Source organism: Mesorhizobium sp. M0778 (assembly GCF_040320105.1).
Lineage (GTDB): Bacteria > Pseudomonadota > Alphaproteobacteria > Rhizobiales > Rhizobiaceae > Mesorhizobium.
The window spans coordinates 36087-48576 of the sequence record NZ_JAMYPA010000034.1; the positions used below are offsets into that span (position 1 = coordinate 36087).

6 protein-coding genes and 2 pseudogenes are annotated in these 12490 nt (G+C 59.2%); 3 read left to right on the forward strand and 5 right to left on the reverse strand.

Annotation, left to right across the window (positions count from 1 at the left end):
• Positions 1 to 15: 15 nt before the first annotated feature.
• Positions 16 to 1563 carry an IS21 family transposase gene (gene istA, locus NKI22_RS29640; RefSeq protein WP_352959470.1) on the reverse strand — a complete coding sequence of 516 codons (1548 nt, stop codon included), beginning with the start codon at positions 1561 to 1563 and terminating at the stop codon, positions 16 to 18.
• A 178-nt stretch (positions 1564 to 1741) separates the two neighbouring features.
• On the opposite strand from istA, the pseudogene istB reads away from it, so the two are divergent.
• A pseudogene (gene istB / locus NKI22_RS29645) lies at positions 1742 to 2212 on the forward strand (IS21-like element helper ATPase IstB); the annotation flags it as partial.
• Between the two features lie 268 nt (positions 2213 to 2480).
• Here the strand turns inward: istB and NKI22_RS29650 are convergent.
• The gene (locus tag NKI22_RS29650) at positions 2481 to 4334 is read right to left on the reverse strand and encodes a UvrD-helicase domain-containing protein (protein ID WP_352959473.1); all 1854 of its coding nucleotides are present in this window, start codon (positions 4332 to 4334) and stop codon (positions 2481 to 2483) included.
• A gap of 555 nt (positions 4335 to 4889) precedes the next feature.
• On the opposite strand from NKI22_RS29650, the gene NKI22_RS29655 reads away from it, so the two are divergent.
• Positions 4890 to 7547, forward strand: a complete 2658-nt coding sequence (locus NKI22_RS29655) for a TrlF family AAA-like ATPase (RefSeq protein WP_352959476.1) — start codon at positions 4890 to 4892, stop codon at positions 7545 to 7547.
• 2 nt (positions 7548 to 7549) lie between these two features.
• Complete coding sequence (locus NKI22_RS29660; RefSeq protein WP_352959479.1) at positions 7550 to 7996, forward strand: GNAT family N-acetyltransferase; 447 nt, start codon at positions 7550 to 7552, stop codon at positions 7994 to 7996.
• Between the two features lie 140 nt (positions 7997 to 8136).
• Here NKI22_RS29660 and NKI22_RS29665 read toward each other — a convergent pair whose 3' ends face one another.
• The 3 genes and pseudogenes from NKI22_RS29665 to NKI22_RS29675 form a co-directional block, all read right to left on the reverse strand.
• Positions 8137 to 10791 (reverse strand): class I SAM-dependent DNA methyltransferase, encoded by a 2655-nt coding sequence (locus NKI22_RS29665; protein ID WP_352959482.1) that lies wholly within the window; start codon positions 10789 to 10791, stop codon positions 8137 to 8139.
• 3 nt (positions 10792 to 10794) lie between these two features.
• Positions 10795 to 11589, reverse strand: coding sequence for a type IIL restriction-modification enzyme MmeI (locus NKI22_RS29670; protein ID WP_352959486.1), 795 nt, complete (start codon positions 11587 to 11589; stop codon positions 10795 to 10797).
• 360 nt (positions 11590 to 11949) lie between these two features.
• Positions 11950 to 12382 (reverse strand): annotated as a pseudogene (locus tag NKI22_RS29675) (helix-turn-helix transcriptional regulator); the annotation flags it as partial.
• Positions 12383 to 12490 lie beyond the last annotated feature (108 nt).

The window sequence follows — 12490 nt, forward strand, 5'->3', positions numbered from 1 at the left end:
CTTTCTTCCTTTCCTTCACTGGTAATAGGTGGAGCCGCGGATGTTGGCGTGCTGGGGTGTCGGCTTTGCCGGTTCTGCGGAGCTGGCTCGGTCGAGGCCGGCTTTGAGGATGGCGGTGACGGAGGAGTAGGCGATCGCGTTGATCAGCAGCGCCCGCTCGCAGGCGGCATCGAGACGCTCCGGCCCATAGCGCGACGCCAGCGACAGAATGCCCATGGCCGAGCGGTATCCCTGCTCCGGATGTGGCCGGTCGCGCATCATGCGCTCGACCAGAATGGCGACGTTGGGGCCGATCCTTGCCGCCCGGCTGATCAGGCTGGCCGGTGTGGTGTTGGCGTAGCGCTGGTGCGCCTTGGGCATGTGTTCGTTGACGGTGACATGGCCGGAACGCTGCGAGCGACGCACATGGCTGGCGACACGCTGGTGATCGTGGAAGATCTCGACCACTCGGTGCGTGAGCCGCACCTCGACGGTGCGCCCGATCAGCCGGTGCGGCACCGAGTAGAACGTCTTGTCGACCTCGACATGGTAGTCAGGATGGACCTTCGCCGACTTCCACTCGGCGTATTCGAACGGTGCCGCCGGCAGCGGCTTCAAGGCAGCCCGCTCGATCTCCTCGAACAGTTCGCGGCGGCTTTGGCCGACATGGCGCATCGGCCGGTTGTTCAACTCCTCGAGCAGTTCGGCGATCGCCGCGTTGAGCTCGGCGAGCGAGAAGAAGGACCGGTTCCTCAGCCGTGCCAGGATCCAGCGCTCGATGATCAGCACCGCGCCCTCGACCTTGCCTTTGTCGCGCGGCTTGCGGCTGCGGGTCGGCAGGATGGTGGTGTCATAATGCTCGGCCATCGCGGCAAAGGTCGCGTTCAGCGTCGGCTCGAACCACAGCGCCTTGACGACACCGGCCTTCAGGTTGTCGCACACGATCGCTCTGGTGACGCCGCCGAAGAAGGCGAGCGCTCGCACCTGGCCCTCGATCCAGTCCGGCAGCTTTTGGCTGGAGCTGGCAAAGGCGAAGGTCAGATTGGAGGCGCCCAGCACCGCGACAAAAATCTGCGCCGGGTAAATGGCGCCGGTCGCCGGATCGATCACCGGCACCGTCTGCCCGGCATAGTCCGTCTGCATCACCGCGCCCGCTGCATGCCGATTGCGGAATGTCGCGCTCGTCCGGCGCTCGAAAGCGGCGAAGTGCTCGCAGAACCAGGTGTAGCCGTAGCCGTCGGGATGGGCGGCGCGATACTCCTGCCACAACAGCGTCAGCGTCACCCCCTTGCGCTTCAACTCCCGGGCGATCAGCGCAAAGTCCGGTTCGCTCAGATCTTGCGGCGGACGACCGGCACGGCCGAACAGTAGCTGCCCAAGCGTCGCGTCGTCATGGCCCGGCGGCAGCGGCCAGCATGACAGCCCGGCCTCCCGCGCCCGCAGCAAATAGGTCGATACTGTGGTCTTACTGATCTTGAGCCGTTCCGACACCTCACGCACCGAAAGACCCTGCTCATGGGCCAGGCGCAAGATCGCTTGGATATCCCTCACGCTCGTTCGTCTCGCTTGCTTCCGTCTCGGCATGGCCCCTCTCAACATCATCGTGAGAGGCCAAACTGCCAGAACGGCGCAGCCAAGAACCGACCGCTAAATCCGCTCCCGAAAACTGTCCGGGATTTAGCGGAATCGCTGTCCGCGAATTACTGAAATCACTGTCCGGGATTTAGCGAAAAGGGTGTCCGGGAATAACCGAAACACGCACCGAGACCTTGCCAACGGCACCTTCGTCGCCGACCAGCGCAACGCCGTGCTCATCGGCGGCACCGGAACCGGCAAGTCGCATCTGGCAATCGCTATTGCCCGCGCCCTGATCCGCAACGGTTCACGTGGCCGCTTCTTCAACGTCGTCGATCTCGTCAACCGGCTCGAGACCGAGCACCGCGGCGGCAAGCAGGGCCGTATCGCTGATTACCTCACCCGGCTCGACTTCGTCGTGCTCGATGAACTCGGCTATCTTCCGTTCGCGCAAGCCGGCGGGCAATTGCTCTTCCACCTGATCAGCAGGCTCTATGAACGGACCTCGATCATCGTCACCACCAACCTGGCGTTCGGCGAATGGCCCGCCGTCTTCGGCGACGCCAAGATGACGACAGCGCTGCTCGACCGTCTCACCCATCATTGCGAGATCATCGAGACCGGAAACGAATCCTGGCGCTTCAAGAACCGCGCCTGATCACCTGCCAAGCGCCATCCGCGCTCGCCCGGGCTGCGCAACCCTGACCAGCTCCGCCCGGGCGAACGCTGAACGCCGCGCATTACATAAGGGGGTCAAAATTGGACGCCGATCGAGGGTCAGTTTTGGAAGCCGTTTGACAGCCATAGGCCCGCCGACCTGGTCTTTACGCGCGGCAAATCGGTCGCTGATGGGTAGGCAGCCCCATCCTAAGGCGGATTGGCATGTCGGCTCCCAAGCCTCGGGCGGATCCCGTCTGGCTCGCACCTTACCTATCAAATAGACGGGAGAAGAAACCACGCTTCGCTGGTTTTTGTGTGATATGGCGCGATTGGATCTGACTACTTTGCTTAACGGGCTCTTGCCAATCGACCGGTTGCGCGACAACAGTCTTGGCCAACGCTTGCGCCGCGGGCCTTGATGAGATTGCCGCCGCTCGCGCTGGCTCACCTTTGCCACCCATAATGGGTATCTCGATCGCCTCCTTGGCGCGTGTAACGGCGACGTAGAACAGCCTTAGTTCCGCTGCGTCCTCCCGCTCTTGTTCGGCCTTTTCCGCAGGAGCGCGTGCTTCGCGGATCTTCATGAAGTCGTCCATCAGTCGAACATTTTTCCATTCCCGCCCCTTGGCCTTGTGTGCTGTCGAGATGACGATCTCGGCCTCCTCCTCGCTGACGGATCGGTTGATTGCCCACAGGAGGCGTTTCTCGCCCTTGCTCTGCACCAGATTGACGAACATCGTCAGGTGCTCCCCCTCGGTGGTTTTGGCGAAGTCGACCACGGACTCCCAACTGGTGAAACCGAAGAAGTCGGCGACGTCGGTTGGACGCCCGTCCTTCAAGTCCCGCACTCCCCACAGCAGCTCCTTGAGGTCTTTGTTGTCGCCAACGAGATGCGGCTTGCGACCCACGTCTAGGCACTGGATCAGCGCCGTCATGACGTTCGCATTGGTCCTCGCAAGAATGGCGTCGGGATTGCAGGTGCCGACCCGACTCCGCATGGCAGGATTGCCGATCAGCGGTACGCTCTCACCCAGCCGCCGCAGGATGCGAGACGCTTCGCTGGCGATCTCGGGGCCGAACCGGAACGACTGGGTCAGGCTAACGGTGGCGTCGGTCTCGATTGCTTCCATCGCATTAACCGCGCCACGCCATTCGTATATCTGCTGGTAGCGGTCACCAACGTAGACAAGCTGGGCGCTTTGCCGCCGTAGCACGTCGAGCACGACAGGATTGGTGTCCTGCGCCTCATCGAGGAGGATGTAGTCGGCTGCAATCTGTGGCTTAGATAGTCCCCAGAGCTTAAGAAAACCGTCAAAACCCAGCGGGATCGCGTCCCTTGGGTCGCACATGCGTTGCCATACGTGCTTGGCATTGTTGCACGCAAAATCGTTCACTGCCTTCAGAGTATCTTCGCTGGCAGTAAGCAGCGATCCATGACGAGGCACGTGTGCGTCAGAAATTTCTTCGTCGCCGCTGTGAGCGAACCGCCTAACTGTCTGCTCGACTAAATGGGCTTGAGACACCGCCTGTAGCGAATGATCACGGTCGACCCGCCAGGTCTTCTTGAATCCAAGTATCTCTGCGAGCTGCTTCGTGCTGACCTTCCCAGCAAACTTGTCTTTTGTTTTTTTGTAGTCAGAGTGCAGCGACTTCAGCGCTAGGCTGTGAGTCGTCGAGCAATCTACTGTCGAAGGAAACTTCTCACGGGCGTCCCCGACAATCGCCTTATTGAAGGCTATGTATTGGCCTCGGCCGCGAGTCCTATGGGCAAGGAACTGGAGCGCCGAGGTCTTGCCTGTGCCCGCATAGGCATTGATTCGGAGCGAGCCGCCGGACAGGAAAGCGTCAATTGCCTGTTGCTGCTCCTCGGTGGGTTTGCGAGCCTCCGAACTCGCCGCTAGCTTCCTTTGCACTATGGTGGGCCGCTTCCTGGAAGTCTGGGGGCTTCGGTCGAAGAGGTCCGCCTGCTTGACATCCAACGCGGATTTGGCTCGGACCAGAAGCCTCCCGGCCCGAGCTGTGGTTCTGACTCCGGCTTCACCCACTACAGCTTTGATGGCTTTGGTATCACCACTTGCGGAGGCCTTATCCAGTATCGCCTCAAGCTGATCGATACTCAATGGACTAAAGGGTCGCCTCATTCCAAATCCCCCAGTTCGATTTGGCGCCTATAAGCTGACCGGAGTCAAGCGCAAGCGTGCCGTTCAGCGGCGTACCTCAGATCAGCCGAAGAAGCAGTCGTGGCCTCTTCCCACAATCGGACGACAGAAAGTGGCTCTGCCGATGCTTGGTTAGGGCGCAGATGGCACGCCTCGAAGGACGCCCGTTCACAACCGGCCGTCCGTCTTGAGCCGAGTCCCTGATGCTTCTCGATTTTCTGTCCAAGCATCGAGGATCCCGTTCGGCAGCGGATCCGCATCCATCTTAGATTCGCTTTGTCGAGAGGGAAACGCAAAGCGCGTACGGCCGGCCTCCCTGAGGCCTTGGCTCGCCCGCATACACGTGTCGCCCATCAAGAAGACCTTCCTGGGCACCTGAGCAGCTGGCCCAGTTATCGGTCGTATGAAGACACGCTCATAACGCCATGGCAGTCCCCCGCAGCCGCGCCAAACATGCTGGCATGTGAAAATAACGATCCATATCGCGCGGCGCTTGTGGGTGTGATATTTGTGCGAATGCTTCCCGATCAACAGAAGGCAAATAGCTTCGAAACATTCTTCCCCAACGGTTCCGCCTGGGTCCGGGTAGACTTCCATCTGCACACCAAGGCCGACAAGGAATTCGTCTACAATGGGCAAGACAACGATTTCGTCAGCGCATACATCGCTGGCCTGAAAGCCTCAGGCATTCGGCTTGGCGTGATCACCAACCACAACAAGTTCGACCTCCAGGAATTCAGAGCTCTCAGAAGAGCTGCGAGGCAAGAAGGCATCGGCCTGCTCCCGGGTGTCGAACTCTCTGTCAACGACGGAGCAAATGGTGTCCATGCCCTCGTTGTGTTTTCCGACGAGTGGCTCGAAAAAGGCCACGACTTCATCAACGCGTTTCTCGGAAACACCTTCAGTGGCCGCACGCCAGCGCAGTACGAAAACGAGAATGCCCGCTCGAACGAAGACATCGTTTCAACTCTAAAGACCCTTGAGCAGTTCAACCGCGATTTCCTCGTTGTCTTCGCTCATGTTGAGGCATCCAGCGGGCTCTGGAACGAAGTCAAAGGCGGGCGCATGCAGGAGCTGGCCGCCAATCCGCTCGTGCAGAAATACTGCCTCGGCTTCCAGAAGGTCCGCACGCACGATGTGCCGGATCGCGTCGGCCGGACGAAGGTCAAACAATGGTGGCCGCAATACCCGGCGGAAGTCGAAGGTAGCGACCCGAAGAGCATCGAGCAGATTGGTAAAAGCGAGCATACCTTTCTTAAGCTCGGTGACCTCACCTTCGAGGCCGTGAAGTTCGCTCTGCGCGATTTCGAGTTCCGCGCAGCGGGCGCTGCACTCAAACTGACACACGGCTATATAGAGGCCGTACGCTTTGAAGGCGGGCTGCTGGATGGTGTCCGCATTCCGCTCTCGCCGCACCTCAACTGTCTGATTGGCATCCAAGGCAGTGGTAAGTCATCCGCCCTCGAATGCCTTCGATGGGCGCTCGACATTCCATTCGGCGATAGACCCCAAGATCGAAAGTACAAAGAAGACCTAGTCCCGTTCGTACTGAAGAGTGGCGGTCGCGTTATCGTCGAGGCGGTTGATCACCTCGGATCAAAATATGAGGTTCGCAGGATCTTAGGACACGACCCGGAAGTCTATCTGAACGGCGTCCTACGCAGAGGAGTCGCCGTCAGACAAAGTGTGATCCGAAACCCGCTCTACTTCGGGCAAAAAGACCTCTCGGCTGCTGGCCAGGATTTTGGAAAGGACCTGGTGGAGAAGCTAGTCGGTGAATCTCTGCGGTCTATCCGTGAGTCGATTGCGACCAAGGGTGGTGAGCTTAAGTCAGCGGTTACGCTACTGCAGGCGATCCAAACCGACACCGAAAAACTTACCGGTTTTCGCCAGGAGCTTGCTGCTCTCGAATACCAGATCGAACAGTTTGACAAGCATGGTGTGAAGGACAAGCTGGAAAAGCAGCTTGCCTATAATCAAGACGCCTCGTTCGTGACCTCGGTCGGTCAGAAGGCGGAAAGTTGGAGTGAAGCTGTCGGTGATTTAGCCGACGAAGGCATCGAGCTGCTCGATGCTCTCGATGTCCCGGGCTCAAAGTACAACGCCGCTTTCTTCGCCGACTACGCGGTAGCTCTCGCCGAACTGAAAGCTTCTGTAGCCTCGATCAAGGCAGTTCAAACAGCCATCGACACCGTCCGCGACAAGCTTGGCGAAAAGCACGCCGCTCTGAACGGCACGATCAGTGGTCTCAAGGAAGAATTTGCCTCCGTTGAGCGCGAGCTTCTCGAAGCGCTCGCCGACAAAGGTGTTACCGCGCTTCAGCCCGATGACTATCTCAAGAGCACTGACCGAAAAACGCTGATCGAAGGGAAGATCGCTGAGCTCGTGACCGCAACTTCTAAGGCTGCGGACCGTAGAGTACTCGCCGCCAACACGAGCAGTGCGCTCAATGAAAAGTGGCTCGAAGAGTATCGGGTGACGGCCGCCGCCCTCGACAAGATCAATAATGTCCAATCTGAGCTAAAGATCACCCCGACGTTCAAGGGCGACAAGAAAGCCTTCACGATCCGGCTTGAGGCCGCCCTCAAGGGTAGCAGTGTACGAAGCGAAAGCATCGAAGCCATCTGTGGAAAGTACGTGGATTTCGCGGCTATCTACGCCAACCTCGACGAGGCAGCAGCCCTGGCGAAAGGACGTGCAGATGCGTTTCGTGAATACTTCCTGAGAGCGCTGCCCACGCTCCTGACCTTCCAGGTGCCCAACACTTACGAAATCAACTATCACGGACGCCCTCTACGTTCGCATTCCCTCGGTCAGCGTGCCTCCGCGATGATGCTCTTTTTGCTGAGCCAGCAGGAACACGACCTCGTTCTGATCGACCAGCCTGAAGACGACCTCGACAGCCAAACGGTTTACGAAGAAGTTGTGAAGCGCATCCGCAAGATCAAATCCAACAGGCAGTTCATCTTCGCGACCCACAACGCGAATTTCCCGGTACTGGGAGACTCGGAGTCTGTCTCCGCGTTCAGCGCATCCGATGACAGGATTGCCGTTTCCTCTGCCAGCATCGACGCCGCCGACACCCAGAAGCTAATCATCAGGATCATGGAAGGCGGCCCCGAGGCGTTTGCCCGCCGCAAAACAATCTACGAACATTGGAAGGCAGGGCTATAACGATGGAGCGGACACACGCTTCCCAGATTGCCGAGCTGCTCAATGCGCAGAACCAGCTTGCGATAAAGTACGACGCCCAGCGTGTTCTTGATCATGCGAACGAGTATGTAGTCGACCTCTCGGAAGACGGTCGCGTCGTGTGCTGTGCTCAACTCAAGCGCGTGCAGTGGTATCAGGCCGAAATTTCCCACGTGACCACACATTTGGATTTTGTTCGCCAGGGACGAGGCGCACGATTGATAGAGGCGGCAGAGCAACGCGCGCGTAAAGATGGGGCGCGTTTGCTTCAATGCACGGTGCGAACTGGAAACGCCCCAAGCCAGGGCATGTTCGCGAAGGCCGGTTTCCAACGTGGCCCGACATTTGGAAATCCTCAGACCGGAAACAATGTGACGGTCTGGAGCAAAGCGCTCAACCATCCTCAAAACAACCTGAGTCGCGACGGCTAAGGCAAAGCGGGGAAATGACGATGCTCAGGACCCGTCGATGGCGATTTCGCCAAATTGGTTGTGGAAGCGGCCAGTCCGCTTCCGGCGCTCACCAGGCAATGCGATTTGGCTTGGCGGCAAGTGTTTTCGAGAAGCAAGCCTTAGGCGGCTCGGAAAAAGCTTCTTCCTTTATCGTAGCTTTCCGCTTGGCCAAGCCGGACCAAGGATTGAAGCACGTCGCGTACATCGGCGACGGTCTCGTCCGGTGACGTGAACGCGACCGCGATTTCTTCTGCCGACAGGGGCGCTTTCGCACGCGTCATGAGATCGAGCACAACCCGCGCCTGGTCCAGTCGCGCGGCCGGGAACGGGGTCTTCTTCGCCCTGACTTTGGTCGCCAAGATCAATTGCACGCGGTCGCCGCGATGGGCCAGCGGACCGATTTTGTCGATCTGATACTCGGGGCGCAGCCATTTGATGAAGCCCCGGCGCTCTTCGGCGGCCCGGACTTCGTTCAACCGGACAAGGCCGTCAAGGATTTGCTCGACGTTAATATCCGCGTGCCACCCGTAGGATTTCAAGACGGCGGCGTCCAGCCGATCATGAAGCTCTCGTAGGATCACAATACGGCCACGGCTTCGGATGTCCTGATCCTTGCGCGAGACTGCGCTGCCCTTTCGGACGGCTTCAAGAACATTGTAGAGCGCCGTCAGGGACAGGTCGGAATGCTCGGCAAGGACCCGTTTGCGCGTGTCATCGAGTTCTTCGGCGATGGCACCTATTTCAGCACGAGCCGACGCACCTGCATCGGGATGCGGGAAGGGATCAAAGCACAAGGACTTCGAATACCTTGGATCGTTGCCAACGCCCTGACGGCCTCCGGTGCGCAAAGCCCAAGCCACATGCACCTTCGAAGACAGCACGCCGAGATGGAAGGGATCATCCGATGCAATCGCGACCAGCATGTTGTCTGGAAGCACCTCGGCCTCCATGAACTGGAAGATGCGGTGCTTCATGGTTTCGACGGTGGCGATGTAGCGGGACAAGCCCTCCAATGCTGGCCGGAGTTCCCTTCGTGGCTCACCGAACCACCACCATTTCTCTCGATATGAGGGCCGATTGTTTCGGTCTCGCTCCGGCTTCACCGTATCCAGCAAGTGTTGATAGACCTCGGGGAATTCTCGTCGGACCTCATCAGCGGCGGTGCCGAACAGGTCGATAACCATCACACCACGCGGCCGGGATGTCAGATCCTTGCCGTTTCGGTATTCGCGGATGAGCCAATCGAGGCCCGGCCGCTTTCCAAGGCCGAGCTCAATGGCCCTTTCACGCGTGATGATAAAGCCATTTCCATGCAGCTTCACGCCCGGTGAGCAGATCGCGTCGTTAGCCACCAGTGCCTTCGATTTGGTGACATCTACGCCAATCGTGAGATCGGGATTGATCTTCCCTTCACGTTCAGCGAACTCGATCTTGGGCTCATCGGTATCAAGGTCTGCCTCTCTCGTCACGATGCGCACAACCCCATCCCGTTCGCCAGCTTCAGCAACGGTCATGGCAATCCTGACCGCAGCGGCATCTTTTGACGCCTTAGTCCATGGATGGTCCGGAATGGCGAACACGAGGGAAACTGGCCAGGGGCCCGCCAGATGTCTCTCAAGGACTCGCCGCTGGAATTTCTGCGTTATCGAGTTCGTGGTGACGAAACCGAAGCGGCGCAGCCGGGTTTCCTTCCTTATAAGCAGATCGGCTGACCGATCCCACCAGTACATCACGAAATCCGCTGCAGGATTCATCTGCGGGTTGGCGCTCCACAAGGCTTCGGCGTAGCCCGCGCCCAGTCGCGCGCGAATATCCTTCCCGCCAATGAACGGGGGGTTGCCGACAATGAAGTCGGCCTCCGGCCAGTCGGCGCAAATCGCGTTAGGATAGAAGTAGGTTTCGTTGCCTTGGCCGTCGGACACGGGCTTGCCGAGCGCATCGCGCTTGAGATGCGGATGGGGATAGCCCGACCAGGTGAGCAGCGCATCCTTCGCGTGAACATGGTCGCTGCTGCCCAACACCGGTTCTGAAGGCACGGTGGACCGAGTCCGCATGTGCCACTGGATGTATCCGATCCAGAGCACCAACTCGGCAATCTCAACCGCCCGCCTGTTGATTTCCATGCCGAAGAACTGCTCCGGCTTCACCGAGATGTTAGCGACGTGTGCGACCGCTTCGTCGCCGCCGATGTCCTGCAATTGCTTGAGCGCTTCGCCTTCCAACTGCTTCATCCGGCGGAGGGCAACGTACAGGAAATTCCCCGTGCCACATGCCGGATCGAGTACCCGTACGGACGCTAGGTGCCTGAGGAAGTCTTCAACCTCGTGAATGGCGGCCGCCTTTGAGCCATTGCGAATCGCACGCTCGGCCGCCGATTGATGGCCGATCCAGTCTTTGGTGAGGGGTTCGACGATCGTGGCATCCACAACCCGTTCGACATAGGCACGGGGCGTGTAGTGTGCACCGAGACGTCTGCGCTCGATCGGGTCCAGTGCCTGTTCGAAAAGAGTGCCGAATATTGCAGGCTCCAGATCGCGCCAATCGGCATCCGAGGCATCGCGGAGAAGGCGCATTTCGTCCTTAGTCAGCGGAAGTGACGCGGCATTCTTGAAGAGTTTGCCATTGAACCGAAGCAGTCTCTCACCGATGCCGGGCGAGTAGTCGCCGCGATCCATATGCCGCCAGAGGTCGTCGATTTCGAAGGTAAACCGCGTCGGGTCGTCGAGACACTTCGTCAGAAGCTCCGTGAAACCCTTCTTGCGGAGCAGCCCCACGTCCTAGACGAACATCGTGAAGAGGCACCGCATGAGGAAAACTGCTACGCTGCCGGGCTCGAAGCCTCGCCCTTCGAGGGCCTTCGAGATTTCTGCCAGCTGCCCGGCAATCTCTCTCGTAACCTTGGCCGTCTTTTGTGCTGGATCAAGGGATTGAGGTTGTTCCCATACCGTACGCAACAGTTCTCGGGTATCCGAACTGGCTAGCTGACTGAGTTCGATGCGAAACTGCCGCGCATCTGGAAACTGGGCGTAGTGGCGTCCGTGACCGGAAAAATCGGCGTAGAGCTCGACAGCTCGCCCCAGGTCGCAGGCTATGATGAAGGGCGGATACGGATGGTCGGAGGGCAACGACGCTGCATATCGCTCGGCCTGCCGGCGGGCCTGGACCATAACGTGATCGAGACCAGGCAATGCCGTGCCGGCGGGTCCACCCTCCGCCGTCACGAATAGATCTACCTGGCCTTCTGGCACCGCTTTCTTGCCGCCACGGAGGCGGCTCTGCTTTGCCTCTAGGATAAAGCACCCTCGCTTGTAGAGATCGATGCGCCCAGCTTCGGTCGTCCCGTCCGGACGTTTTCTTTCAACGCGCCGTTCGAACACGTAGTCGTTGAAGTCATGGGCGGCCAACGCAGGATCGGGTCGCCTGACTCCAATCACATCACAAAGCTCTGCCAAGAAAAGAGAATAATTTGCTCTCTCTTGACCGCCGTCGAGATTTGCCCATCGCCTAATGAAGTTGGCGACCGTTAATAATTTGTCAATATCTTCGCCGTGTCCCACGCAGCAAAGTGACATTGCTTAGTTACTAAATCCATAAAGTGGACGCACGCCGTGCGCTGCGGGCGATCTGGTATCTATATCGGCTTGATGGCGCAGTCTATCCGGAAGAACGGATAGGTACGGAGGACTATTCTACGCAGCTCAATCGACGCCCGCGAGACCATTACTCGGCCGCTTTCTGATAAGTTCGCCTTAAAGCGGACTGTCAGCTCACGAGCCCGCTCCAGCCATTGCTAATGCTTGCCAGAACTGCGGAATGGGCAGGGCCGTTGACAGCGCACTCTGAATGTTCGCCTTTTGTGCTTCGAAAGTCGCATAAAAGGCAAACTGAAACCGGGTGGAGAATGAGCGACAAGCCGCCGCGCGTCCGGCGCGTTACCCTTCCGGAGATGGCTCTTGAAAATACTTTCCAGGAGAGGCACCGAAGGCCGCGCGAAACACCGCGATGAAGGCGATGTCGCCGACGCTTCGGCCGGCGGCGAGCCACTCCACCGCTTTGAGGAGTTTCGCCTGCTGCCGCCAGGCGCGAAAACTCATGCCAGTCTCCGACTGGAAGTGACGCTGGAGGCTGCGCGGGGACATGGCGGCGCATGACGCAATCTCATCGAGCGGCCAGTCTGCACCCGGGTCGTTCCGGATGTCTTCGGCGAGGGAAGAGACAACGGCGCGACCGGGCTCGCCCGGAGCTGGTCGAGAATGACAGCGACCAGTCGTTCGGCGCGGGCGCTGCCGGCCTCCGCACGGGTACTTCGAGAAACGCCAGGATGAGTTCGCGCAGCAGCGGCGTCGTCCCGATCACGGAGGCATCCGAGGGGGCGTTGGTGCATCGGTCCGGACTTGAGCGGATGTCGATCTTTGAAGCGGCAGACTATGCCGTGGCCGCCTTGCGGCGGGCGGATTTCGGGCGTGCGCAGGC